The organism is Moraxella sp. K1664 (assembly GCF_039693965.1).
Lineage (GTDB): Bacteria > Pseudomonadota > Gammaproteobacteria > Pseudomonadales > Moraxellaceae > Moraxella.
In genome coordinates, this window is record NZ_CP155576.1 from 1,211,370 (window position 1) to 1,236,961 (window position 25,592).

The following is a 25,592-nucleotide window of genomic DNA, read 5'->3' on the forward strand; positions in this document are numbered from 1 at the left end:
AAAATCTACCAATAAAAACAAATCCTAACCCGTCAAATCAACCACGCTTATCTCAACATCATCAATCACGCCCACATCCACAAAGATGTCTGCTTGTGAGTCTAATTTGTCCGTGATGTCATAATGCTCGCTGACAGGCTCGCCTTGATAGACGAGTGGGGCGATAAAAAACGGCTCGCCAATTTGTTCTAACAATGCCGTCATCACGGGCGTGGCAGATGTGGTAAAGCGAAGTGATTTTTTGCTGATGATTTTTTTATTGACCGCTTTGGTTGGCTCCAAGATAAAGGCGTGTTGGGGTGTAAAGTCGCTTTTTAGGGTGCGAAAAGCGTCATTTGCCACGACCGCCACATCCGACAGCTGACTGATGTTTTGACACACCAACAGCAAATCAGACTCATCCGACCCCAGACGCACCAAGCGTTCAAAGGCGTCTTTGGCACTCATCCCAAAGGCGAAACGGTAGCCACACTCGGTCGGTATGATGATGACTTTGCCCGATGATAAGGCAGTTGCCGTTTCGTCTATCAGACGGGGTTGGGGGTTGTCAGGGTGGATGTAGAGTGTTTTCATGGATTGTCCTTATAAACTGATAATGTGTTAGATGGATTTGTGGGGTAAATGATATTTACAAATCACCCCCTGCCTTGCCATATTCATGTCTAAACACACCCAAATCAGGCGTTCGGCATCTTTGGATAAAGGGTGAGACGGTGCGTGTGGATTTTGCAAATAGGCATGAGCTTGGGCGTACACGTCTGTGGCAAAGGTGCTGTTTGATGTGTCAAAATCGGCATTTAGGTTGTCCGCTGAGACATAAAAATACCGCCCCAACGCCAATGACAGCAGGCATTCGATGGCTTGGGGTTTGATTTCTACCTTCTCAAACTGGCGTTGGGTCATCTCATCTCGCCCGTCAGGGCAGTACCAATAGCCAAAATCATCAAGTCCCCTGCGTGTTGCCCCTGCCACGCACCAATGACTTATCTCATGCAACGCACTTTGGAAGAACCCATGAGCGAACTCAATGCGGGCAGGCATGCCGTCTTTGCTGGCAAAGTATTCAGGCTCGCTCTTACCACGTACGAGTAGGGTCGGCATGGCACTGTGCTGATAGAGATGGTTAAATAGGGCGATGAGCCAGTCGGTCTGTTCATGCTCATCATCGCTTAGGGTTTGCCACGTCCGTTTTAGCGTGCGATATGTCTCATCAAAACGGCACACGTCTGCCACGCACGCCTGTATGGTTTTGTCATCATAAAAGGCTTGCCAAAGTGATGTTTGGGCGTGCAGACCCAGCTTGCTAAAATCAGTGGTGCTCATGGAGTGTTATCTGAATCTAAAAACAAAAATTATACCACGCCCCACAAATTTTGCGTGAATTTTGGCAGGTTTTATGAAATAATAAGCCAAATTTTTATGATGATGACAAGATGACCGCACCCATGAACCAATCAGGCACACTGCCCCAAAACATCGCCTTTGACAAATGGGCAGACATCGGCTTTACATGGCAGGGCGATGTTCCTATGACTGCCTTGCCACGTCTGGCAGGGCAGGTTATCGCTAGTGGTGATTTGCTAAGCGTTGCCTTGACGCTCGCCCGACAAGACAAAATCCTGTGGCTAACCTATGATGTCAAAGCGACGCTGTCCGTGGCGTGCCAACGCTGTCTTGACCCCATGCCTGTGGATGTCTCGGGCAATTACCGCATGGCAATCTTAGAGAGCGAAAACAAGATTGGCTACCTAGAAGCCCTAGATGAGACGGCAGATTATGTCCTGTTAGATGAGATTTGCCCCGATGACAAAAAAATGCTCCCCGTGGCGGACATGCTAGAAGATGAGCTACTGCTTGCCATTCCGCTCTCGCCACGCCATGATGATTGTGATATGCATACAGACAGCGTGGGCGACGTGGCGGATGAACCTGCCGAGAATCCCTTTGCTGTGTTGGGGCAGTTAAAGGGCAAGCTGTCGGGTTAAGCCAATATTTTGTAAATTTTGCAAAAATGGGCTTTTAAAATGTCAAATTTTTGGTATAATAGGGCGTTTAATGTATCTGCACCCATTTGATTAGGCGAAAATGATGCTACCGCCACAGATACCCACTTTCATTTAAATTTGGCAGTCATTTGCCGTACTTTATTTTAGGAGCTATCATGGCAGTTCAACAAAACCGCAAAAGCCGTTCACGCCGTGATATGCGTCGTTCTCACGACCGTATCAGCGTTGCTACTCTAAGCATTGATTCTACCACTGGCGAAAAACACATTCGTCACCATGCGACCAAAGACGGTTTTTACCGTGGTCGTCAGCTATTTAAAGTAGCCGCCGAAAGCTAATTTGTTTGGTTTCTACCTTGTAAAAACCAAGCCTAAGCCAAGTTCCATGACCGCATGAGCTTGGCTTTTTTATTTTAAATATTGATGGCTATCAGCAGGACGTGCCTGTTTTTATGGTACAGTTTAATTTAAACAACAACTGTTTTATAAAAATAGACTTCTTGCCAAATTTAAAAAACCCTTGTAAATACCGGGGTTGAAGTTTTAAAAAATCCACAAAATTGGGGTTTAAAAAGAAGTCTAATGGCTATCGGGCGTTAAATTGTAAAAAATTTGCTTGCAAATTTATTCGATAATTTGTAAACAAATGTTTATTATTTATGGTAAAATGACACGTTCATCAGCGTGATGAATGTTTGATAAAAAATGGTGTAACATGACAACAAAACGTGTGGCAGTGATTTTCCCTGGTCAAGGGTCGCAGACCATTGGCATGATGGATGAGCTTGCCGAGCATTTTAGTGTGGTAAAGACTACGTTTGACGAAGCAAGTGGTGCGTTGGGCGTGGATTTGTGGGAGATAACCCATGATGAGAGTCGCCTAAACAAGACCGAATTTACTCAGCCTGCTCTGCTTACGGCGAGCGTGGCGATTTGGCAGATTGTCAAAGACAAACTGTCAGCACAGAGAATAACACCGCTGTGTTTGGCAGGGCATTCGCTCGGTGAGTACTCGGCATTGGTGGCAAGTGGCGTGCTTAGCCTGACAGATGCGGTCAAGCTTGTGCATGAGCGTGGTAAGCTCATGACAAGGGCGGTGGCAGGGATAGATACGCAGATGGCGGCGGTGCTAGGATTAGATGATGAGCAGGTCGCCAGTCTGTGCGAAGATGCTACCGAAAACGCAGGCATTGTAGGTCCTGCCAACTTTAATAGCCCTGGTCAAGTGGTGATTGCAGGCACACAAGTGGGTGTGAGCCATGTGCTGTCAGCGGTAGAAGCACTGGGCAAAAAGGCGGTGCCACTCAAAGTCTCTGTGCCATCGCACTGTGAGCTGATGAACCCTGCCAGTGATGCATTGGCAAAACTTTTGGATGAGACCGAATTTGCCACCGCCCAAATCCCCGTCATCCAAAACCGTCATGCCCAAGTGCATAAGCATGTCAACGACATCAAGACCGCCTTGACCGAACAGTTATCCATGCCGGTGTTGTGGTCACAAACCATGCAAAAACTTGCCGATAAACAAATCGATGTTGTGATTGAATGCGGACCGGGCAATGTCCTATCCAACCTTGCCAAACGCCAAGAGACACCGATTGTCGCTTTGCCGACGGACAAATTAGCACGTTTAGAAAAATTGGAGCAATTAGATGAGTCGTAAGATTATCCTAGTAACAGGGGCAAGCCGTGGTATCGGGCGTGCCATTGCCGAGCAGTTTGCCAGCGAAGGGCATTTTGTCATTGGCACCGCCACCAGCGAGCGTGGGGCAGAAGCGATAGAAGAGTATCTGTCTGAGTCGGGCGGTATCGGGCGTGTGCTTGATGTCTGTGATGATGCGGCGATTGATAAGCTCTTTGAAGAGATTGATAGTGTGTATGGTTCGGTCAATGTACTGGTCAATAACGCAGGCATTACCAAAGATGGTCTGCTCATGCGAATGAAAGATGAAGACTGGGCGAGCGTGCTTGACACCAACTTGACCGCCATCTATCGCATGAGTCGCCGTGCGGTGCGTGGCATGATGAAAGCCCGCTCTGGACGTATCATTAACGTCACATCCGTGGTCGGGCAGATGGGAAATGCAGGTCAGACCAATTACGCCGCATCTAAGGCAGGCGTGGAGGGCTTTACCCGTGCGTTGGCTCGTGAGATTGGCTCTCGTGGCGTAACGGTAAACTGTGTCGCTCCTGGCTTTGTAGAGACAGACATGACCGAAGAGCTAGACGAGCGTTTGGTAAACTCCATGTTGGACGCTGTACCGCTTGGGCGTATGGCTCAGCCTGAGGAGATTGCCGCGGCGGTGTCGTTTTTGGCAAGTGATGGGGCAAGCTACATCACTGGCGAAGTGCTGGCGGTCAATGGTGGCATGTACATGTGATTTGTCACGTGTACGTCACGATTTTATGTAAATTTGTGAACGAGCGTACTAATAGCACTTGCACAAATGACAAAAATGTTTTATCATACACAAGTTTTCAGTCATCAAATCATTGGTGCTGATTTTCTTAAATTCCCATGTTAAAAAGGATACTCTTATGAGCGATATCGAAGCCAAAGTAAAAGCAGCCGTTGCTGAGCAACTTAGCCTAAATGCTGACGAGATTAACAATGCAGCGTCTTTCATGGACGACCTAGGTGCAGACTCTCTTGACCTAGTGGAGCTTGTGATGGCGTTTGAAAATGAGTTTGGTATTACCATTCCCGACGAAGATTCAGCTGAGCTGACCACTGTTCAAAAAGCCATTGACTACGTGTCTGCCAAAGTATAAGCCAGGCAGAAGTCAAACACACACCACTTTTTAGTTTTAAAAAGTGGTTTTTTTATGTCATTAGGGCGCGCCTGCCTTTTATGTTTGTAATGAAAAATGCCTGTTTAAAAAAGCAGGGGAATCGCCCGTTTTTCAAGGAAAAAACGCAGGTTGATAGTCATTCTATCAAGCAAGTTTTTGACGATGAAAAACAATCCGACCACTTAAACTGGGTAAATTTTTAAGATTTTTTACTTAATTTTTTAAATTTAAGTGGTCGGATAGCCATTTTTCATGCAAAAGCATCATTTTATTGCTATAAAATTTCTGAATATTAAATTGTGTTATAAAGGGTAGGCATGCCCTACATAAGTATAACAATTTTACGCATAAATACAGTGCAAATTTTTATCATTTTATACTAAGATAGCAGGGAGTTTAAGGATGGTTGCTAGACAAACCATGCTAAACGTCAACACACTTTCTATCAAATCCAAATAAGGAGCCATCATGGGTATTTTTAGTTTTGCCAAAGACATCGGCGATAAAGTATTTAACCGCAATAAAAAAGAGCAATCAGCCCCAACAACCCCTACACCAACAACATCAGCTCCTGCTGAGCCTAGTGCCCAAGAGATTGCCAATTTGCTGTTGGCTCGTGTGCAAGCTAATGCTAATATCACTGGCTTAAAGGTCAACTATAATGGTAATACTGATACGGTTGTCCTGTCAGGTATGGCCGCATCGCAAGCCGACCGTGAAAAAGCGGTACTTGCCGCAGGTAATGTTCAGCACGTCGCTCAGGTGGATGACCAATTGAGCGTGGCAATGCCTGAATCTGAGTCTCGTTTTTATACCGTCAAATCAGGCGATACGTTATCAAAAATTGCCAAAGAAATGTACGGCAATGCCAACGAGTACAACAAAATCTTTGAAGCGAACCAACCGCTACTATCTCACCCTGACAAAATCTATGTGGGTCAAGTGTTGCGTATCCCTGCCTAATATGACGGCATGAATGATAAACACCTTGATGGCTATCAAGGTGTTTTTTATGCTAAAAATTGGCAAAATGATATTGTCAAGCTGGGTGAAATTTTATACAATAACCGCTCCATTAGTCGGGGTGCTGTCCATGACGGCTGAGAAATACCCGTGAACCTGATACAGTTAATACTGGCGTAGGAAACTAATCGTGTCATTCTTATTGTCTTTATCCTTGGTGGTCATCATCAGGGTAGTTTTTGGTGTGGACGGTCATGGGTTGCCCTTTATTTATCGGGGTTTATCATGACAACCAAACTCACTACTTTATCCACACCGCCCAAATCCGCATTTTTTAGCCAGTATGGGCCTGGTATCATCATGGCGTCGTCCTGTGTGGGCGGTTCGCACATTATTGCGTCCACACAAGCAGGCGTGTATTATGGCTGGCAATTGGCAGGGCTGATTGTGCTGGTCAATGCCTTAAAATATCCCTTTTTTCGCCTTGCCTTTGACTATGCCAACCAAAACGACAAAACGCTACTGGCAGGCTATGCCGAGCGTGGGCGTGGCTATCTCATGCTGTTTTTGGTGTTTAATATGTTCGCCACAGTCGTCAATGTCGCAGGGGGTACGCTACTGTCGGCGGTACTGCTTGGCATGATGATGGGACAGGGCGTGCCGTTGCCAATGTTAAATGCGATTATCATGATAAGTTTTGTGTGGCTCATCTTTGGCAAACAATACCAAAAACTTGACCACATCTCCAAATTTATCATGCTTGCTCTAAGTGTCATCACGCTGGTCGCCCTTGTCATGGTCATGGCAAATCCCACACCGTCTGCCCCTGTGTCGCCCCCGTCCCCATGGGTGTGGAGTGCCGTGCCGTTTTTGGTGGCACTGATGGGCTGGATGCCTGCTCCGATGGAGCTTAGTGTGTCAAGCTCGCTGTGGATTGCCGAAAAAAACAAAATCAACCCTGACTATAAGCACCGCTATCGCCGTGATTTTAATGTCAGCTATGCCGTGAGCGTGGTGCTGGCACTCATGTTCATGGCGTTGGGGGCGATGGTGGCGATAGGCGATGGCGAGCCACTACAAGGCGGTAAGTTTGTCGGTGAGTTCGTGGGTATGTACGCCCACGCCATTGGCGAGTGGACACGTCTGCCTATGCTGTTTGTGGCGTTTGTGTGTATCTATGGCACGACAATCGTGGCGGTGGACGGCTATTCACGGGGCAATCAGCAAGCGGTGGCGATTTTACAAAACCGACCGCTTGATGACAACACCCAACAAAAACACCTTCGCTACTGGACGCTAGGCTCGCTGTTGATGGCGGGGGTGGTCATTGGGCTGTTTGGGGGTATGGTGGGTAAGATGATTGCCTTTGCCATGACCTTGTCGTTTTTGTTTGCCCCTGTGTTTGCGTGGTTAAATTGGGGCTTGCGTCATAAATGCTTGCCCCAACCTGTGTGGGTCAATATGCTGGCGTATGCAGGGCTGTTGTATTTGGTGGCGATGGTGGGGCTGTATTTGGGTAGTCGCTGAGTTGTCAAATATTTGTTTGGTGGCAAGGTGTATATCATGTACCAATATGATTTTTTATTTAAAAGGTGCGTGGTACACACCTTACTTTTTAACCATATTTATAATTATAAAATGGATAAAAACAAAACCACAAACTTGGGGAGTTTGTGGTTTCATAGGGGTTTTGCTACTTGCGTTATCCATAAGGGCTTCCATAATATCAGCGGTCTTCCATGTTGGCTTATCCATTTGCCATATCCTTGCTGATGTGCGTATTATGCCAAAATCTAGCCCATAAGAAAATACGCCAATGTCATCAATGCGTGTAAGCATTTGCTTACAAGGTGTTTTTTAAATCATTTATCTTTTGCTAAATCGTTTGCCATAGCCAGATATGTTTGATGTAACGCATTGATTTGGCGATATAAATTAGCCAAACTCCCTGTATTATCTATCACGTCATTGGCATAAGATAGGCGTATATCTCGGCGGATTTGCTTGTCAATGATTGCTAAAATGTCCTTATCACTTTGTCCGTCTCGTCTGCTGGCTCGCTGTATTTGTAGCTCTATCGGCACGTCCACCACCAAAATCCTATCACAAAGGGCGGTCAAACCCTTATCATCGCCTTGAATACTTTCTAATAAAAGCGGGGCGGATAATATGGCGTAGGGGCTACTGGCGTGGTCAAGCTCGTGCCTGATTTGGGTGCGTATGGCAGGGTGGGTGATGGCATTTAGCGTGGCAAGTTTGGCAGGGTCAGCAAAGACAAGCTCACGCAGGTAAGTGCGGTTAAGCACACCGTCCGTAAGAATATCCGCCCCAAAAGCGTGGGCAAGCTCATCTAATACAGGCGAGCCTTTGGCGGTGATGGTATGGCTGATGACATCAGCATCTATCACGTCTATGCCGAGCGTGGCAAAATGGTCGCTCACGGCAGTTTTTCCGCTACCGATACCGCCTGTTAAGCCGATGATAAAGGGGGATTTGGGAGTGGTTGGCATGGTTTGTCTTTTTAAATGATAAAAGGGTATTTAGTTTATAATAAAGGATTGGTAATTGGTAGGGGTAGATTGTATTTTTAAATAATTTTAATCTTATCAATGATTTATAAAATAAAATTTAACATATTAAAAATCAAAAACCTGTATCCAAATGCCAATCATCTAAAAAATGCTATAATACCCCAAATTTTTGGAAAAAGACAATCATGAAAGTATTAGGTTTAGAAACGTCCTGCGATGAGACAGGGCTTGCCATTTATGATAGCGAGCTAAACGGCGGTCAAGGTGGGGTGCTGGCACAGGTGCTGTATAGCCAGATTGAGCTACACGCCACTTATGGTGGGGTCGTGCCTGAGCTTGCCAGTAGAGACCACATTCGTAAACTGGTACCACTGTTTAACGAACTCCTAGATAAGGCAAATATCGCCAAATCCGACATTGATGCGGTCGCCTACACCAAAGGACCCGGCTTGATTGGGGCACTCATGACAGGGGCGTTATTTGGGCGGACGCTTGCCTATGGGCTTGGTGTGCCTGCCATTGGCGTTCACCACATGGAAGGGCACCTGCTTGCTCCGATGATAGAAAATGATAAAGGGGTCAATTTCCCCTTTGTTTGTCTGCTCGTCTCGGGCGGTCATACCATGCTGGTGCGAGCAGACGGCGTGGGGCGGTATGAGATATTGGGCGAGAGTATTGATGATGCGGTGGGCGAGTGTTTTGATAAAACCGCCAAAATGCTCGGTCTGCCTTACCCCGGTGGGCCGAATGTGGAGCGACTTGCCAAAGGGGGTAATCCCCACGCCTATGACTTGCCACGCCCGATGATGGGTAAGGGGCTGGATTTTAGTTTTAGTGGCATGAAAACAGCCGTGCATAATCTGATTAAGGACACCAAAGGGAGCGACACCGACCCTGTGGTGCGGGCGGACATCTCGGCAAGTTTTCAGTATGCGGTGGTGGATACGCTGGTCAAAAAATGCACCAAAGCCCTAAAACAAACAGGGCTAAAACAACTGGTCATCGCAGGGGGTGTGTCTGCCAATGCGAGCCTACGCACGCATTTGGAGACCGCCCTTGCCAAAATGGGGGCGAGCGTGCATTATGCCCCCTTGCACCTATGCACCGACAACGGAGCGATGATAGCCTATGCAGGATATTGCCGTCTTAGCATGGGGCAGGCGGACGATTTGGCGGTGGCGTGCGTGCCACGATGGAGCATGGAGAGTTTGGCGGTAGAGTCATGACCGCCCTGCCACGCCCATGTTTCTTTTACCATTAAGATAGCTTGCATGATAGATTCTAACCACTGGCTGTTTGAGCTGTTAGCCATTTCACACTTTATCATTATATTGGTGTTCATTGCCAATATCTTGATACGCCAAAAGAACTATGGCGTGGCGATTGCGTGGATTGCGGTGCTGGCACTCATGCCGTATTTGGGGGTGGTGCTGTATCTGATTTTTGGGCAGATTTTCATCAGTAAACGCTATCAGCACCGCATTGGCATGATTGAGACCATGCTCATTGACTTGGCAAGCCACCAAAACATCAATCTGGGCAGTGATAAAGACATCATCACCCACGACAAATGGCGAGCCTTGGCAGATAGGGGCGAGCGTGAGACAGGCTTTGGCGTGCAGGGCAATCACAGCGTAACTTTGCTGTCGGGGGCGGGGCAGGTATTTGACGCACTCATCGATGACATCGATAACGCCAAGCATTCAGTACTGCTTGAATTTTATATCGTCCACCCCAAAGGGCAAGTGCTGGACGTATTTGACGCCTTGGAGCGTGCCTGTGAGCGTGGCGTGTCGTGCGTGCTGTTGGCAGATAGCGTGGGTAGTGCCAAGTTTTTTGTCCATGAGCGTTATCGCACCTTGACATCGGCAGGCGTGCGTGTCGAAGAGCTGTTTCCTGTGGGACTGTTCAAATCGTTGGTGGCTCGTGCCGATGTTCGCAATCACCGCAAACTGGTGTGTATCGATGAGCATGTCGGCTATACAGGCAGTTTTAATTTGGCAGACCCTAAGTTTTTTAAGCAAGACAGTGATGTCGGGCAGTGGATTGATGTCATGCTTCGGGTGGTGCATACGCAGGATTTGGGCGTGGTCAAAGCCATGGGGGCGGTCATCACGACTGATATGGGTGCCGAGACCGATGACAACGTGTATTTTTTAAAAAACATCATCAACGACTACCGCAACAAACTCACCAATCGCACCGCCACGCTGTTAACCACGCCCACACCCACACAAAAATCCTACCCCATAACCCACAACGTCCAATTACAACTGTTACCGTCCGCCCCACAACTGGCAGGGCATTTGGTGTATGAGACCATTGTTACGGCTCTATATCATGCCAAACGTGAGATTGTCATTACCACGCCCTATTTTGTGCCTGATGAACCGTTAATGCTTGCCCTACTAAGTGCCAAACGCCGTGGCGTGGACGTGTGTATCATCATGCCCAAAGTCAATGATTCTAAGCTGGTCAAATATGCGTCCCAAGCCTATTTTGAGCCATTGTTAAAGGCAGGGGTTCGTTTGGCACTTTATAAAAATGGTCTGCTACACAGCAAAATCATTAGCATTGATAAAGAATACGCCCTGTTTGGCACGGTCAATATGGACATGAGAAGTTTTTATCTTAACATGGAAGTAACCCTTGCCATTTATCGGGGTAATGAGAGCTACGGGCTGATTGATGAGATTGATGAGTTACAGCAGGATTATTTAAAAGGTTCTGATGAGCTGTCTTTTGATGAGTGGCAAGCCAGAAAGTGGCATTTAAAATTGCTAGACGGGGCGGTGAGACTGTTTAGTCCGTTGTTATAAAAGTGAAGTTATAAAAATGGGGTAATAAAAATGGGGGTAATAAAAATGGGGGTAATAAAAATGGGGGTAATAAAAATGGGGTAAGTCTGAACCGACCCCCAAATCTTAAAAAATACCTTTGTAGGGGCGTGCTTTCCATGCCCTTTGGTGGTGTATTTTGAATTTAAATGATTGTAAAACAAAAACCCCAATCAATCCGCCCACGCCATTTTTAAAATCCCTGCAATGACAAACGGCGTTATCATCACCGCCAAGATACTGCCTGCCCCGAGCATGGCAAGAATGGGCAAACCATTTAGCCCTGTGGCGTGCAAATCGACCGCCCCTGTGGCAAAAATCAGCACAGGCAGTTGCATGGGTAGGGCGATGAGTGGCACGAGTACCGCCCCATTTTTTAGGGTGAGTGTGAGCGAGCTTGCGATGGCAGACAGCATAAGAAGCATGGGTGAGCCGACCATGATAGACACCGCCAGCATGAGCGTGTCGCCCACAGGCAAGCCAAATAAAGGTATCGCCAGAAATGATAACACCGCCACAAAGCCTGCACTAAACAGCCAATGCACCGCCAACCGCACAGCGACCCATGTGGCAAGCGGAGCATTTGAGACGACAAGCTCGGCAAGCGTGCCATTATCAAAATCAGGGCGAAACAGCTCTTCGATACCCATAACGAGCGACAACAGCACCGCTATCCACACCGCCGAACTTGCCAAGCGTAACAGCGTGGCAGGCTCTGCCCCGATAGCAAGCGGAAACAGCGTGATGATGAGCAAAAATAGCACCAACGGATACAGCCACTGCACCGCCCCTTGACGTTTGATTTGCCATTCTCGTTGTAGTAGAGCTTTCATAGGGCGAACTCCGCTAAGTCTAGCACACGGTTTGCCCCTTGCATGGCTTGGTGGCTCGTGGCAAGGATTGCTCCGCCCATGTCTGCAAACTCACCCATGCGTTTTTCTAATTTGGCAACCATTGCCACATCTAGGGCGGTCAAAGGCTCATCAAGGAGCCATAAGGGGGCGTGGGTGGGGGTCATGATGAATAATCGTGCCAGTCCGATTCGTCTTTTTTGTCCTGCCGATAGCTGAATGCTGGACGTATCGCCCAAACCATATAGCCCGACCATGTCTAGGGCGGTATCAATGGTGTCATTATCCGCTTGTACGTCATACAGCGAAAACAAAAACCGTAAATTTTGGCTAACTGTCAAGGCAGGGCTAATACCAAGCTGATGAGAGACGTACACCAGTGGGGATTTGCTTATCGTGCCATGCGTGGTGGGCAGTAGTCCTGCGATTTGGTTGAGTAGGGTGGTCTTGCCCAGTCCGTTTTCGCCGACCAGATGACACACATCGCCTGCGTGTAGGGTGAGATTGACATCATCGCACAAGATAAAATCGCCCCGTCCAATGGCGACTTGGTGTAGTTGTAGGATTACTGAATGGGTCATGGGGCTGTTCTTGATTATAAAGTGTTATCATAGCAAATTTTGGGGGAAATTTGAATGTTATGTGGCGGATTTGGCAAATTTTAAAATTTAGCCATTTAATAAAAACACATTTTTAAATTTATCCCATAAATTACGCAAAACCGTGATTGACCCACCACACCCAAAAGATTTTAATAATTAAAGATAAATTGAAAAATCCCCAAAAACCCCAAATAATGCTTTTTAATTCCCTTATTTTTTGTTATGCTAATTCTTGAAATACGTCCAAGAAATTTTAAAATTATTACAGACGCAATGATGTGTGGATGTAGGGGCGTGGTAATTATCAAGCTCGTTAGGTATACAACTTCTTAAAATACAATCAAGGCAATCTTATGTTTAAAAAAATCAAAAGTCTATTTAAAAAACCCAAACCCGACACAAAAGCGGACACGACAGCGGATAACGTAGCGGACAAGGGGGCAGATACCCCAAAAACCGCCAAACCCAAACAAATCCTAACCGCCCCCACCGCCAAGCCCACATCGCACCCCATAACCTGCGATATCATGGCGTGGCTTGACAAACAAGACTGGAAATACGACCACCGCCCACCCGATGACGGCGGACACACACATCATCTTATCATGGGCTTTACCGACCGTGAGAACGACTGGACGTGTGTGTTTCGTATCAACGAAGACAATCAGCTTGTCTCGGCATTTGGCATATTAGACGACAGCGTGCCTGTGAGTCATTATACCGCCATGCTCATGGAGATTGCCAAGATGAACATGAACGTGAGCTTTGGCGGGATTGAGTTTGACCCGACAGACGGCGAAGTGCGTGCCAAGATTGCCTTTGACGTGGAGTTTAATCCCTTAACCGACAAATCGCTTGGCTGTTATCTACAAGCTCTGGCAGGGCTTACCGAAGTGGCTCGGGGTATCATGACGCTTGTGCTGGCGGACGATGAGCCAAGCCAGTTTGCAGGGGATTATGTGGACGTGGGCGATGAGATAAAGGCGGTTGTGGACGATGAAAAGCGGACATTTTTTCTGCCCACCCACACCGCCCAATAAGCCATGCTAAAAATCGCCCATTCGCCCCTATTTTGCCGTAGTGTGCCAGCGTCCCACCGCTTTCCTATGGCAAAATACGACCTAATTCCCCAAAAACTGCTTCAAGAAGGCGTTATCACGCCTGACAATCTGTTCCACCCCCAACTGCTCTCCGAGCAAGAAATCCTAACCACCCACACCGCTGATTATTGGCACAAATTAAAAACAGGCACGCTAACGGACAAAGAAATCCGCAAAATCGGACTGCCCATGTCCGCAGAACTTGTCAAACGAGAACGCTACATCACGCACGCCACCTATGAATGTGCCTTATATGCCAAAGAATACGGCATATCGCTGTCCACATCAGGAGGAACACATCATGGATTTGCAGGGCATGGCGAGGGCTTTTGTGTGTTTAATGATGTGTGCGTGGCGAGCAATCTACTGTTGGCACGGGGGCAAGCCAAACGCATTTTGAGCGTGGATTTGGACGTACATCAGGGTAATGGCAATGCGTCTATCATGGCACATAACCCCCGTGTTTTTGTGTTTAGTATGCACGGCAAAAAGAACTATCCCTTTATCAAACCGCCGTCCGACCTAGACATAGAGCTTGATGACGGCACGGGCGATGATGAGTATTTGAGCGTGCTTGCGGGTACGTTGCCTAGGCTAATTCATGAGTTTTGTCCTGATTTTATCTTTTATCAGGCGGGTGTGGACGTGCTTGCTACCGATAAGCTCGGTAAGCTGTCGCTGTCCATGCAGGGCTGTCATGAGCGTGATGACATGGTGCTAAGTGTCGCCCACCGCTACGGCATACCTGTCGCTGTCGTCATGGGCGGGGGCTATTCGGACGATGTGGATACGGTGGTGGAGGGGCATTGTGGGGTGTTTAGGGTGGCAAGGGGGCTTGTTGGGGGTTAATCTGCTAAATTATTGACGTACATAACGTAAAAAATATTCGTATCAACGTGCACTATAATTCTCATTGATTGCCATTTCTATGGCTTTTTCTTTTACGGTTAAATCACACTGATTTGCTCACGGATTTTTTGTTTAAATTCATATTTTGATTCAAGTGTCATTGCTTGGTAACGCCTTTTGGATAATTTCAAAAATCTCAATTCTTGTTCAATGCCAATATATTTCCTATCAAGCAATATTGACGCAATGCCTGTTGTGCCAGAACCTGAAAATGGATCTAAAATCAAATCGCCTTTTTGGGTAGATGATAATATAATACGAGACAAAAGACCGAGTGGTTTTTGAGTAGGGTGTTTACCTTGCATTTTCTCCCAAGAACCCACCGCAGGCAATCGCCATATGTCTTTTTGTTGTTTATCGCCATTTAGTTTTTTCATCAAATCATAGTTAAAATAATGTGGTGTCTTAGAATGTTTTCTTGCCCAAATTATCCATTCACTTGAATAAGTAAAATAACGGCAAGAAAAATTGGGCGGTGGATTGGGTTTTTCCCAAGTTATCATATTTAATATTTTAAAATTATTCTCTTTTAATACTTGACCAACAGTAAAAATATTATGGTGTGTGCCACTTACCCAAATAGTTCCATTATCTTTTAATAATCGTCTGGCTTGTGCTATCCATTCATGATTAAAATTATAAATACTAGCTTCATTGTCATTTTTATCCCATTCGCCTTTATTAACCGATTGGATAATGCCATTTTTAAAAGTTAATCCATCATTGGATAAAAAATAGGGCGGATCGGCAAATATCATATCTATGGAATTGTCCTGAAAATGCGACATAATATCAATACAATTACCTTGATAAATATTAAAGTTTTTATCATCTGATTCAAAATAAGAATTTAGTTTCATTTTACCAATCCCTTATAACACCTTCGCTATTTATTTGCTCAACAAAATCATGCAAAGTATATAAATTATAAACACAAGGAATGTGAGTATAGGCTTCTTGTAGTTTATTCTTGGCGGTTTTCCACCCTTGCCCATCGGTAATCCAAACAAATTCATACTGCGGATATTGATTGATTTTTGGGGCGACATCGGTATAAGCTCTGGCAACTTCATTTAACTTTGAGCCACCGCTATTATAATAATTGGTTTCAATCACATAAGTTTTTCTTTTGGTTTTGATGACAAAATCAAATTGCTTAACATCAGCTCCTAGGCTTTCAATGTCTGTAAAAATGGTGTTTCTAACTTCTTTTTTATAATAAATGTCTGCATTGTCAAATAATAATTGAACAGCTTTTGACATATTATCGCCACCACGATTTTTTCGGGCATTAGTATCTAAGCCTACTTCAATGCCAAACACATAATCAACCAAATTTTTGATGTTTTTATCTCTAAATACATCAGCAAGCCCTGTATTATTAAGAAAATCTATAATTTTATCCGCTGATTGAAAGTAGCTATTTAATGTTACCACTTGACCTTGCTCATCTAGACTTTTCTTTTGTTCCTTTTTTCTAACGGCAATTAATATTTCTAAGATAGAAAACGCATTTGGACATTCTGCATATAATTCATAAACTGCTTGTTTTAAATCATCTTTTCCTAATAAATAATTAAGCTGGTTTAAGTGAATCTCAATTTGAGCGACATTCTTTTTTACTTTATCAAAATCAGTAAAATAATCCAAAGTGGCATTGGTTTCTGACATACTATTTAAAAAATCATCAAATGCTAATTTCATATTAAGCTCCATTGCTGACCATGATTTCATTTACCTTTTTGCGACCATTACTGTTGGCACTAATGGTGCGATTGGCTTGTACTCTCTCTATTTTAAAACCTTGATATAATTCGTCAAAAAATTCATCAGATGAATTGGTGTTTTTTGGATCGGAATTGCTTAATAAAAAATAATGACCTAATTCATCTATTTTTTTACAAAAATTAGCCAAGCGTTTTTGTTCGTTATCATCAAATCCACTATCGGAATAAGAAGTAAAACTTGCGGTATCGCTGATTGGACGATAAGGCGGATCAAGGTAAAATAGGCAGGGAAAATTATTTGGCAAATGAGCCAAAACCAATTCAAAATCACCTGTTAGTATTTTGGTATTTTGTAGCTTTTTTGAAATATTTAAAATATTTTCTTTATCTACAAATGTTGGTTTTTTATAACTGCCAATGGGGACATTAAATTGATTGTTTTTATTAACACGATATAAGCCATTAAAAGCAGATTTATTTAAAAATATAAATAACCCTGCCTGTTCAATATTATTACTGGTTCTTTGATTAAAAACATCTCTTTTGTGATAAAAATAAGGTTTTTTGCTTTCTAGATCTGTTAATTTATCATAGTGATTTTGTAAATTTTCAATATATTCTATCAAATCATCAGGATTATTTTTAATGACTTGATACACATTGATTAAATCGGCATTGTAATCATTGATGATAAGCTGTTTTAGATGTGGCAAATCGGACAATGCCCATAAGGACACCGCCCCACCACCAACAAAAGGCTCTACCAAACAAAAATCTTGTGAATAGACAAAATCAGGCAAGCGTTTTTGAATCTCATCAAGCAAAGAACTCTTACCGCCAGCCCATTTTATAAAAGGTTTCATTTATTTTTTCATCACTAAGTGGCATATTGGGCAAATAGATTATAAAATAATCTATTTGCCGTTATTGGGATTACAAACTACTCAACTGCCCCACCTGCTTCTCAATCTCTCCAATTTGCCCGTTCAACTCCGCCAATTTCGCCTTTTCCGCTTCTACCACTTGGGCAGGAGCTTTGGCGACAAATCCTTCATTGGATAGCTTTTTACTAATTGCGTCCGCTTGGGCTTGCAGTTTTTCACGCACTTTATTTAGGCGGTTTAGCTCGGCGGTTGGGTCAATCAAGCCTTTCATCGGCACCAGCACTTTTAGCGAACCAATCAAGGCTTGTGATGACAATGGAATCTCGTCATCATCGCCGACAATGGTTAGCGTTTCAACCTTAGCAAGGGCTTTAAACTGGCTTTCAATGCGTGCAAGGCTCGCTCTCTCTTCGTCCGTTACGCCTTGCAGTAGCACAGGCAGACGCACGGCATTGCCCAGTTTCATCTCGCCACGAATGTTTCGCACCGCACCGATAAGACTTTGTAGCCACGCCATGTCGCTTTCGGCTTGCTCGTCAATGCGTTCATCGTTTGGCACAGGGAATGGGGCAAGCATGATACTCTCGCCTGTCTGCCCAAGCATGGGGGCAAGCGTTTGCCAAATCTCTTCGGTGATAAACGGCATAATGGGGTGCGTCAAACGCAAAGCAACTTCCAGCACCGACAACAGCACACGGCGAATCTCCGCTTTACGCTCATCAGGCACGCTCTCATCGTTTAGGATAGGCTTGACAAGCTCCACATACCAGTCGCAGTATTCATTCCAAATAAAGTCATAAATCGCTTGGCTTGCCAAATCAAAACGATACGTCTCAAACGCCAAATTCACCGCTTGCTCGCATTTTTGTAGTCGGCTTATTATCCATTTTTCGGACAACTCCCACAGCTCGGGGCGGGGCGTGTCGCTGATTGGCTTACCTTCTACATTCATCAACACAAAACGAGTGGCGTTCCAAATCTTATTACAAAAGTTACGATACCCTTCCACACGTTTTAGGTCAAAATTGATGTCTCGCCCTGTGCTAGCTAGGCTTGCAAAGGTAAAACGCACCGCATCTGTGCCATAGGCAAGAATGCCTTCGGGGAACTCTTTACGAGTGGCTTTTTCAATTTTAACCGCATCTTTGGGGTTCATAAGTCCCGTGGTGCGTTTTGCTACCAGACTTTCTAGGTCAATACTGTCAATCAAATCCAAGGGGTCAAGCACGTTGCCCTTAGATTTACTCATCTTTTGCCCTTCGCTATCACGCACCAAGCCATGCACATAGACGGTGTGAAATGGCACTTGTGGCTTGCCGTCCTTGTCCTTGACAAAATGCAAGGTCATCATAATCATACGGGCAACCCAAAAGAAAATGATGTCAAAGCCTGTAACTAGGACGCTTGTGGGGTGAAAGTTTTGTAAAATGGCGTTGTCAAAGTCGGCATCTGTTCCTGTCCAGTCCAGCGTGCTAAACGTCCACAGAGCCGAGCTAAACCAAGTGTCCAACACGTCTTCATCTTGACGAAGGGGGGTGTCGCCCAAGCCATATTTAGCACGCACTTCATCTTCATCACGCCCCACATACACACCGCCATTATCATCATACCACGCAGGAATGCGATGACCCCACCACAGCTGACGACTGATACACCAGTCTTGAATATCACGCATCCACGCCATGTACATATTGGTGTATTGCTCAGGGACGAATTTGATGTCGCCATTTTGCACCGCTTGAATGGCAGGCTCGGCAAGGGGGGCGATTTTGACGTACCATTGGTCGGTCAAAAGTGGCTCAACAATCACGCCAGAGCGGTCGCCACGGGGGGCTTTTAGGGTGTAGGGTTCAATTTTTTCAAGCCAGTTTTCGTTTTGGGCTTGCTCCACGAGTTTTTTACGAGCGACAAAACGGTCAAGCCCTGCATACTCACTAGGTGCGGTGATGTGGTCGGAGATTTGCTCGCCTGCTTTGGCAATAAAGTCAAATTCTGCCTTAACGTGTGCATTTTCATCAAAAATATTGATGAGTGGCAGGTTGTGGCGTTTGCCAAGTTCATAGTCGTTAAAGTCGTGAGCAGGGGTAATTTTGACACACCCTGTGCCAAAGTCTTTTTCTACATAATCGTCCGCCACAATCGGCACTTCACGCCCCGTAATCGGTAGGACAATCGTTTTGCCAATCAAATGGGCGTAACGTTCATCTTCAGGGTGTACCGCCACGGCACTATCACCAAGCAGGGTTTCAGGGCGTGTGGTCGCCACGACAAGGTAATTTTTACCGTCTTGGGTTGTCAAATTTTTGTCGGCAAAATAATATCTAAAATGCCACAAATTACCTTGCTCTTCTACGCTTTCTACTTCTAGGTCGGATAGGGCGGTGTGCAGTTTGCAGTCCCAGTTTACCAAGCGTTTGCCACGGTAAATCAAGCCTTCATCATGCAAACGGACAAAGACTTCTTTAACCACTTTGGATAAATCATCGTCCATGGTAAAGCGTTCACGAGACCAGTCCACGGACGAGCCAAGACGGCGGATTTGGCGAGTGATGTTGCCACCCGACTGCCCTTTCCATTCCCACACTTTTTCAATAAACTTCTCACGCCCCAAATCATGACGGCTAATGCCGTCTAAGCCCAGCTGACGCTCCACCACCATTTGCGTGGCGATACCAGCGTGGTCGGTACCTGGTTGCCATAGGGTGTTGTAGCCTTTCATGCGATGAAAGCGAGTCAGAGCGTCCATAATGGTGTTATTAAAGCCATGCCCCATATGGAGCGAGCCTGTTACGTTTGGCGGAGGAATGGCGATAGAGAAAGATTTTGGCTTATCAAGGGTGGGGCGAAAATAGCCCTTGTCTTCCCAAGTGGTGTACCATTTTTGTTCAAGTTCGGACGGGGTGTAGGTTGTGGGTAGGGTCATGAGAGTACCTTTAAATGCTTTGAATTGAATATAAAATAAAAACCCCTAATTTTACCGTAAAATTGGGGGTTTGGGAAAGGGTATTTTGATTTTCATGGATTAAAAGGGTTAAATAGTGCTAATTTATCAATACCATCAAAATCTTTGATGTTTCTTGGAACAACTGTCAAACCATTGGCAAGGGCAATGCTGGCAATCAATGCGTCTGCCATTAAAATAGGTCTGCCTTGCTTTTGGCGGTCGCTGATGACTTTGGCATAATGCTCGGCACTTTTGGTGCAAAATGACAATGTGTGATTTTCAAATAATGCCAAAATCTCATCGGTGGCTTGGGATGGTTGTCGTTTTCTTTTGCCATCAGATAAATTTGCCACGCCATACAATAACTCAGCTTTGGTAATGGTGCTAATAAAAGCCGTGGGGTGCTGATTTAGCCAACGAATGACATTTAAATTAGGTTCTGGCTTATTTAATTCTGAAATAACATTAGTACACTCTGCAAAATGAAAAAGTGCTACGCTCTCCATTCATGGCGATCCCGTCAAGCCATAAAAGAAACCGAATTTTTGACGAGCTTAGGGCGAATGGTTTCCGTAGTAAAATTAAATTTTGTTAGCTGTATCTAATAAATAGCTGACTGATAAATCATTCATGACTCAATGTGTCTTGGGTGATCGGTGCGTTGCGGTAAACTAAGTTCAGGAAAATCCGCCTTTGCAAAAATCAGATGAATACGCTCGCCCAAGCCCTGTGCTTGCGGTTTGTCCGTCATGGCTTGTACTGCTTTTTCGTAGGCACTCATCACGATAAAATCATGCACACTTTGCCCTTGCTCTTTGGCGACTTGGGCGATGATTTGCTCGGTTTGGGGTGGTAGGTCTATAATCATGGCGTTCCCCTTTATTTTGGGTTGTTAGGGTGTATTGTATACCGATTAACTCCCCCTTGGCAATCTTGGCGGTACACTCGGATTGCCCGATTGGGGATGAAAAGATGACATTTACCCCGAAAATTTGCTAAAATAAGCGGTTATTTGCCTTGTTCTTTGTCATGACCCATCAAGCCACTTCCGTCAGCATGCCAGCTTCCCGACTTGCCAAGCGTGCCACTCGCCAAAAAATCACCACCAAAAAACGCCTGCCACTCATCATTCCTGTTCTGTTGTGCCTGATGGCAGGAGCGATGTTCTCATTGTCGCTTGCCCCCTATAAACTATGGACGATAGCCATACTCTCGCCCATGGTGCTGTATGCTTGTCTGGTGGGCGAAGAGAAGGCGGGGCGTGCGTTTTGGGTGGGGCAGGCGTATGGCTTTGGGCTGTGGGCGGTGGGGGCGTTTTGGCTTTATACGTCCATTCATGAGTATGGCAACATCCCGATATGGCTTGCCCTTATCATGATAGCACTGATGGCATTTATCATGGGGCTGTTCCATGCGGTGATGGCGTGGATGTTTGTGCGTTTTATGGGTCGTCAGCCTTTGGCGTTTGCATCTTTGTGGGTGATACAAGAGTGGACAAAGACATGGCTACTGACGGGATTTCCGTGGCTGTTTGTGGGCTATGCTTTTGCCGATTTGGCGTGGATAAGCTCGCTGGCACCGATGTTTGGCGTATTTGCCATCAGCTTTGTGGCGGTTCTGTTCGGGGCGAGTGTGGTAGAAGTGTTTCGCCAAAAATTAGGGTTTTTGTTCATCAGTGCTTTTTTGGTGTTGTTTGCCATATTGGTGTGGGTCATTGACCCCAAATGGACGACCCCCACGGGCGAGAGATTGTCCATGTCGCTCGTGCAGGGCAACATCCCCCAAGATTTAAAATGGCTAACCGAATACCGCCACGAGACCCTAAACATCTACGCCCAGCTGTCAGAGAGTGAATGGGGGCAGGATGTCGTGGTGTGGCCCGAAGCATCCATTCCCATGTTCCAAGACGAAGCGTGGGCGTTTATCCATGACGTACACACTCATGCTCGCACACAGGGAGCGACATGGGTCATGGGCATTCCTTATCGGGACATAGAGCATTATGACCCTGCCGAGCGAGATTATCCACATCTATATAATAGTGTGTTGGCATTGGGTGAGAATAGTGGTGGTCTGTATAAAAAGCAAAATCTTGTCCCCTTTGGCGAGTACATTCCTTTTGAGGGGATGTTGAATATTTTGCCTGATTTGGCAGGCATGCAGGATGTAGTCAGTTTTAGCCGTGGCAATGACAACCAAAAGCCATTACTGGTCAAAAATCAGCCCATGGGGCCGGCGGTGTGCTACGAGGTGGCATATCCTGACACCACTCGCAAAAACGCCAAAGACACCCAATTCCTCCTGACTGTCTCAAATGATGCGTGGTTTGGCACAAGTGCAGGCCCTTTACAGCATCTACAAATGGTGCAAATGCGAAGCATAGAGACAGGGCGTTGGTTTGCACGAGCAACCAATACGGGGGTTACGGCATTTATTGATGATAAGGGACGTATCGTCAGTCAAGCGACCCCCTTTGTGCCGACGGTATTGCGTGGGGATGTGCCGATGATGACAGGGACGACACCTTTTATGCGATGGGGCAGTTACCCGATACTGATATTGTGCTTGTTGCTCATCGGGCTTAGCTTTGTCGTCAGACGTCAAAACCTTTATGATGCCAGTCATGAACTGTACTATCAAGGCGATGGCGTGCGAGACTGATGACAAAAAATGTAAAAATTACCCATAATTTTAATATGGGATTGTACAAAATGGTAGAAATTGGTATATAATAGAGAAAAATTTATGTCTTAAAAATAAAACTCATGTAAGCATTTGATGAGTGAATTTTAAAAACTGTAAAATTTTAAAAATTTGACATTTAAAACTTTGTAAAGGTTTTAAAAATCGTATCATTAAATGCCCAAACAAACGGTTAAATCAAACCCATCAACACGACAGGTGATTTATGGCACACGCACACGACGCTTCTGAAAACAACCCAACCAAAGAAATCATCCATGCTTTGATTGGTGTGGTTCTACTTTTGGTTCTCATCGGCGGTATTGCCGTTTTTGCATGGCTACGCCCAGCGGGCAACCATGAGCCTGCAGCCGTCTCAGCCACACCCGCAGGCAGAGCCTTAGACGAACTCATCCAGCAAGAGAACAATCCCACCGATGCCCAAAAGGCAGAAGCCGTGGCAGTAGCGACCGCCCCTGATGCGACCGCAGATACTGCCGCCAGCGACACCGCCGAACAAGAAGCGGCCGAACAAGTTGCCAACTCAGCAGGCGATGCTCAGACCCCCGTCCAAGAAAAGTCAGCAGAAGATCAACCTGTTGCCAGTGACGTGGCGACCAGCGATGCACCACATGAGACCACTGCCGAGAGTGTGGCAGGTGATGATGCCCAAACAGCTCCCAGTGAGCAGGAAGTCACCCAGTAATCTGACAAAACCTTATTTATCATTAAATAAGGTTTTTTTATGAATCATGATTTTTATGCAAAAAATTGATAAAACAAACCCCAATCCTAGCTTAAAATGGTAACTCATTGATTGTTCTATCATTATTTGTTGTGGGGGAAAATTGCAATTTACCCTTGATGAGTTAATTATTTATATAAAATTGAGAATGGGGTTAATGTTGCTTGCAAATATCTAAAATCATCATTTTAAGGAAAAAAGCATGGCAAATTCATCGGCAGACACCAACGCAGATGCCCACTTTAAAAAGCTAGACAAAGCATTTTTAGGACATCCCAAGCCCTTGCAAGGGCTATTTTTTGTGGAGATGTGGGAGCGTTTTTCTTATTATGGCATTCGCCCTTTGCTGGTTTTGTTCATGACGACCGCCATCGTCTCGGGTGGTTTTGGTTTTGATGACACGACAGCCGCCGCCATTTATGGGATATTTAGTGGCATGATGTATTTGGTGCCATTGGCAGGCGGATGGTTGGCTGACAACTGGCTTGGACAGGAGCGTTCACTGTGGTGGGGCTGTATCATCATGGCACTGGGGCATTTGGCGATTGGCATGTCGGCATTGCCCATGCTTGGCATGACCATGTTTTTTGTGGGGCTGATTTTATTGGTGCTGGGGACGGGGCTGTTTAAGACGTGTATTGCGGTGATGGTCGGCTCGCTTTATGATGACAAAGATGACAGGCGAGACTCAGGATTTACCGTTTTTTATATGTCCATCAACCTAGGGGCGATGGTTGCCCCGATAGCCACAGGTTATTTTGTGGACAAAGGTCAGTGGCACACAGGCTTTACCATCGGTGGGATTGGCATGCTCATTGCGTTGTTGGTGTATCGTTTTGTCGCCAAAAAATACCTGACCAAATTTGCAAACAGCAAAGGCATGAGTGTCAGCTGGGATAAGCCCAGTCGCCGTGTGGCTCATGTGGGCAAAGTGGTTTTTGCCTTTTTGGTGGCGTTGTGTGGGTTGGTGGTGATGGTAAGTACAGGCGTACTAACCATCAATGCCGTGGCGATTCGTGATGCCATGACGTATCTCATCATCGGGGCGTTATTTGCTTTTTTTGGGTGGGCGTTTTTGTCATCTCGCTTTGTTAAGGCAGAAAAAATGCGTCTGCTTGTCTGCTTTTTTCTCATCGTCGGAGCGTCTTTGTTCTGGTCAAGTTTTGAACAACAGCCTGCATCATTTAACCTATTTGCCGAGCGTTATACTGACCGCAGTTTGGGCGGTTTTAACATTCCAACGGTGTGGTTTCAGTCGCTAAACCCCATTTTTATCCTGCTCTTTGCCCCCTTGGTGAGCATGCTGTGGATAAAACTGGGCAAACGCCACAAAAACCCAAATAGCATGACAAAGTTTGCCCTAGGCATGCTACTGGCGTCGGTTGCTTTTGCCATCATGATTATGGCGAGCAAGATGATTGTGGCGGGCAGTGCCAGCGTGTCCATGATGTGGCTTGTCTCATCACTGCTTTTTTTGACCATCGCTGAGCTTTGTATCTCGCCTGTGGGCATGTCTAGCATGACCAAACTTGCCCCACAAGGCATGCAAGGGGTGATGATGGGGCTGTGGTACACGTCCATCTCGTTGGGCGGACTGATAGGCTCCATCTCAGGTGGCTATGTGTCGGCAGAGACGATAGGGGATTTGCCAAAGCTCTTTACGGCATTGACGGTCTTTTTGGTGGTCTGTGGGGTACTACTGTTGGTGCTTGCCAAACCCATCACAAACATGCTATCACAGACGGACAAAGATGCCACGGTCTAAAAGTCGCCCTTTATCCAAAATGTAGAGCATTTTTTGTCAAAATTTGCTATTATAGTGCTTAATTTTACCCAAATCTCAACTTATGCCAACCCATTTGCCAGCCTTGTTGGTCGGGCAGATGACGATATCCCATATTTTGGATGATGTTAGGGCGTGTTGAACATTGATAACATTTTTATAAAACAAGATAAAAATTTGACAATTTCAACCAATTTTGCATGAAAAATGGCTATCTGACCACTTAATTTAAAAAC

The 25,592-nt window shown here is 45.6% G+C and carries 27 protein-coding genes and 1 riboswitch; of the genes, 15 read left to right on the forward strand and 12 right to left on the reverse strand.

Features of this window, described 5'->3' with window-relative positions; all coding sequences use genetic code 11:
• Window positions 1-24 precede the first annotated feature (24 nt).
• Together AAHK14_RS06235 and AAHK14_RS06240 are read right to left on the reverse strand one after the other, a co-directional pair.
• Window positions 25-573: a Sua5/YciO/YrdC/YwlC family protein gene (locus AAHK14_RS06235; protein WP_065255254.1), complete on the reverse strand. Its 549-nt coding sequence runs from the start codon at window positions 571-573 to the stop codon at window positions 25-27.
• Window positions 574-600: 27 nt separating this feature from the next.
• Window positions 601-1,323 carry an elongation factor P hydroxylase gene (locus AAHK14_RS06240; protein ID WP_065255255.1) on the reverse strand — a complete coding sequence of 241 codons (723 nt, stop codon included), beginning with the start codon at window positions 1,321-1,323 and terminating at the stop codon, window positions 601-603.
• Window positions 1,324-1,433: 110 nt separating this feature from the next.
• Here AAHK14_RS06240 and AAHK14_RS06245 point away from each other — a divergent pair, with 110 nt between their 5' ends.
• From AAHK14_RS06245 to AAHK14_RS06280, 8 genes are all read left to right on the forward strand, one after another.
• Window positions 1,434-1,985 carry a YceD family protein gene (locus AAHK14_RS06245; protein ID WP_062500709.1) on the forward strand — a complete coding sequence of 184 codons (552 nt, stop codon included), beginning with the start codon at window positions 1,434-1,436 and terminating at the stop codon, window positions 1,983-1,985.
• 176 nt (window positions 1,986-2,161) lie between these two features.
• Window positions 2,162-2,344 carry a 50S ribosomal protein L32 gene (gene rpmF, locus AAHK14_RS06250; RefSeq protein ID WP_029103914.1) on the forward strand — a complete coding sequence of 61 codons (183 nt, stop codon included), beginning with the start codon at window positions 2,162-2,164 and terminating at the stop codon, window positions 2,342-2,344.
• A 376-nt stretch (window positions 2,345-2,720) separates the two neighbouring features.
• Entirely contained in the window at window positions 2,721-3,668 is a 948-nt protein-coding gene (gene fabD, locus AAHK14_RS06255) for an ACP S-malonyltransferase (RefSeq protein WP_065255296.1), read from the forward strand.
• Window positions 3,658-4,386, forward strand: a complete 729-nt coding sequence (gene fabG / locus AAHK14_RS06260) for a 3-oxoacyl-ACP reductase FabG (protein WP_029103912.1) — start codon at window positions 3,658-3,660, stop codon at window positions 4,384-4,386. Before fabD ends, fabG begins: the two co-directional genes overlap by 11 nt.
• Window positions 4,387-4,543: 157 nt before the next feature.
• Window positions 4,544-4,777: an acyl carrier protein gene (gene acpP / locus AAHK14_RS06265; RefSeq protein WP_029103911.1), complete on the forward strand. Its 234-nt coding sequence runs from the start codon at window positions 4,544-4,546 to the stop codon at window positions 4,775-4,777.
• A gap of 489 nt (window positions 4,778-5,266) precedes the next feature.
• Window positions 5,267-5,761 carry a peptidoglycan-binding protein LysM gene (gene lysM / locus AAHK14_RS06270; protein WP_065255256.1) on the forward strand — a complete coding sequence of 165 codons (495 nt, stop codon included), beginning with the start codon at window positions 5,267-5,269 and terminating at the stop codon, window positions 5,759-5,761.
• A gap of 9 nt (window positions 5,762-5,770) precedes the next feature.
• The gene (locus AAHK14_RS06275) at window positions 5,771-5,902 is read left to right on the forward strand and encodes a hypothetical protein (protein WP_255216915.1); all 132 of its coding nucleotides are present in this window, start codon (window positions 5,771-5,773) and stop codon (window positions 5,900-5,902) included.
• Window positions 5,869-5,961: riboswitch (TPP riboswitch) on the forward strand. It overlaps the preceding gene by 34 nt.
• A gap of 85 nt (window positions 5,962-6,046) precedes the next feature.
• The gene (locus AAHK14_RS06280) at window positions 6,047-7,288 is read left to right on the forward strand and encodes a divalent metal cation transporter (RefSeq protein WP_065255257.1); all 1,242 of its coding nucleotides are present in this window, start codon (window positions 6,047-6,049) and stop codon (window positions 7,286-7,288) included.
• Window positions 7,289-7,369: 81 nt separating this feature from the next.
• Here the strand turns inward: AAHK14_RS06280 and AAHK14_RS06285 are convergent, their stop codons facing one another.
• Together AAHK14_RS06285 and coaE are read right to left on the reverse strand one after the other, a co-directional pair.
• A complete protein-coding gene (locus AAHK14_RS06285) occupies window positions 7,370-7,516 on the reverse strand; it encodes a hypothetical protein (RefSeq protein ID WP_156064989.1) in 147 nt (48 codons plus the stop codon).
• Window positions 7,517-7,623: 107 nt separating this feature from the next.
• A complete protein-coding gene (gene coaE / locus AAHK14_RS06290) occupies window positions 7,624-8,271 on the reverse strand; it encodes a dephospho-CoA kinase (protein WP_065255259.1) in 648 nt (215 codons plus the stop codon).
• A gap of 206 nt (window positions 8,272-8,477) precedes the next feature.
• On the opposite strand from coaE, the gene tsaD reads away from it, so the two are divergent.
• Both tsaD and cls read left to right on the forward strand, forming a co-directional pair.
• Window positions 8,478-9,518 (forward strand): tRNA (adenosine(37)-N6)-threonylcarbamoyltransferase complex transferase subunit TsaD, encoded by a 1,041-nt coding sequence (tsaD, locus tag AAHK14_RS06295; protein WP_065255260.1) that lies wholly within the window; start codon window positions 8,478-8,480, stop codon window positions 9,516-9,518.
• A 45-nt stretch (window positions 9,519-9,563) separates the two neighbouring features.
• Window positions 9,564-11,111, forward strand: a complete 1,548-nt coding sequence (gene cls, locus AAHK14_RS06300; protein WP_065255261.1) for a cardiolipin synthase — start codon at window positions 9,564-9,566, stop codon at window positions 11,109-11,111.
• 191 nt (window positions 11,112-11,302) lie between these two features.
• Here the strand turns inward: cls and AAHK14_RS06305 are convergent, their stop codons facing one another.
• Window positions 11,303-11,962 carry a heme exporter protein CcmB gene (locus AAHK14_RS06305; RefSeq protein ID WP_065255263.1) on the reverse strand — a complete coding sequence of 220 codons (660 nt, stop codon included), beginning with the start codon at window positions 11,960-11,962 and terminating at the stop codon, window positions 11,303-11,305.
• Window positions 11,959-12,561 carry a heme ABC exporter ATP-binding protein CcmA gene (gene ccmA / locus AAHK14_RS06310; RefSeq protein WP_065255264.1) on the reverse strand — a complete coding sequence of 201 codons (603 nt, stop codon included), beginning with the start codon at window positions 12,559-12,561 and terminating at the stop codon, window positions 11,959-11,961. Before ccmA ends, AAHK14_RS06305 begins: the two co-directional genes overlap by 4 nt.
• 374 nt (window positions 12,562-12,935) lie before the next feature.
• Here ccmA and AAHK14_RS06315 point away from each other — a divergent pair, with 374 nt between their 5' ends.
• Window positions 12,936-13,622, forward strand: coding sequence for a hypothetical protein (locus AAHK14_RS06315; RefSeq protein WP_065255265.1), 687 nt, complete (start codon window positions 12,936-12,938; stop codon window positions 13,620-13,622).
• Between the two features lie 3 nt (window positions 13,623-13,625).
• Window positions 13,626-14,531: a histone deacetylase gene (locus AAHK14_RS06320; RefSeq protein WP_065255266.1), complete on the forward strand. Its 906-nt coding sequence runs from the start codon at window positions 13,626-13,628 to the stop codon at window positions 14,529-14,531.
• Between the two features lie 98 nt (window positions 14,532-14,629).
• Here the strand turns inward: AAHK14_RS06320 and AAHK14_RS06325 are convergent, their stop codons facing one another.
• The 6 genes from AAHK14_RS06325 to AAHK14_RS06350 form a co-directional block, all read right to left on the reverse strand.
• Entirely contained in the window at window positions 14,630-15,451 is an 822-nt protein-coding gene (locus tag AAHK14_RS06325; protein WP_065255267.1) for a site-specific DNA-methyltransferase, read from the reverse strand.
• A 1-nt stretch (window position 15,452) separates the two neighbouring features.
• Window positions 15,453-16,295 (reverse strand): type II restriction endonuclease, encoded by an 843-nt coding sequence (locus tag AAHK14_RS06330; protein ID WP_065255268.1) that lies wholly within the window; start codon window positions 16,293-16,295, stop codon window positions 15,453-15,455.
• A gap of 1 nt (window position 16,296) precedes the next feature.
• Window positions 16,297-17,181: a DNA adenine methylase gene (locus AAHK14_RS06335; protein WP_065255269.1), complete on the reverse strand. Its 885-nt coding sequence runs from the start codon at window positions 17,179-17,181 to the stop codon at window positions 16,297-16,299.
• A 70-nt stretch (window positions 17,182-17,251) separates the two neighbouring features.
• The gene (locus AAHK14_RS06340; protein ID WP_065255270.1) at window positions 17,252-20,125 is read right to left on the reverse strand and encodes a valine--tRNA ligase; all 2,874 of its coding nucleotides are present in this window, start codon (window positions 20,123-20,125) and stop codon (window positions 17,252-17,254) included.
• A gap of 92 nt (window positions 20,126-20,217) precedes the next feature.
• Window positions 20,218-20,652 carry a type II toxin-antitoxin system VapC family toxin gene (locus AAHK14_RS06345; RefSeq protein ID WP_065255271.1) on the reverse strand — a complete coding sequence of 145 codons (435 nt, stop codon included), beginning with the start codon at window positions 20,650-20,652 and terminating at the stop codon, window positions 20,218-20,220.
• A 122-nt stretch (window positions 20,653-20,774) separates the two neighbouring features.
• Window positions 20,775-21,014, reverse strand: a complete 240-nt coding sequence (locus AAHK14_RS06350; RefSeq protein ID WP_065255272.1) for a DUF1778 domain-containing protein — start codon at window positions 21,012-21,014, stop codon at window positions 20,775-20,777.
• 188 nt (window positions 21,015-21,202) lie between these two features.
• Here AAHK14_RS06350 and lnt point away from each other — a divergent pair, with 188 nt between their 5' ends.
• The 3 genes from lnt to AAHK14_RS06365 all read left to right on the forward strand — a co-directional run bounded on the left by lnt (window position 21,203) and on the right by AAHK14_RS06365 (window position 25,338).
• Entirely contained in the window at window positions 21,203-22,807 is a 1,605-nt protein-coding gene (gene lnt, locus AAHK14_RS06355) for an apolipoprotein N-acyltransferase (RefSeq protein WP_194092524.1), read from the forward strand.
• A 247-nt stretch (window positions 22,808-23,054) separates the two neighbouring features.
• Window positions 23,055-23,534, forward strand: coding sequence for a hypothetical protein (locus tag AAHK14_RS06360; RefSeq protein WP_062498347.1), 480 nt, complete (start codon window positions 23,055-23,057; stop codon window positions 23,532-23,534).
• 241 nt (window positions 23,535-23,775) lie between these two features.
• Window positions 23,776-25,338, forward strand: a complete 1,563-nt coding sequence (locus AAHK14_RS06365) for a peptide MFS transporter (protein WP_115248218.1) — start codon at window positions 23,776-23,778, stop codon at window positions 25,336-25,338.
• The last annotated feature ends 254 nt before the right edge of the window (window positions 25,339-25,592 follow it).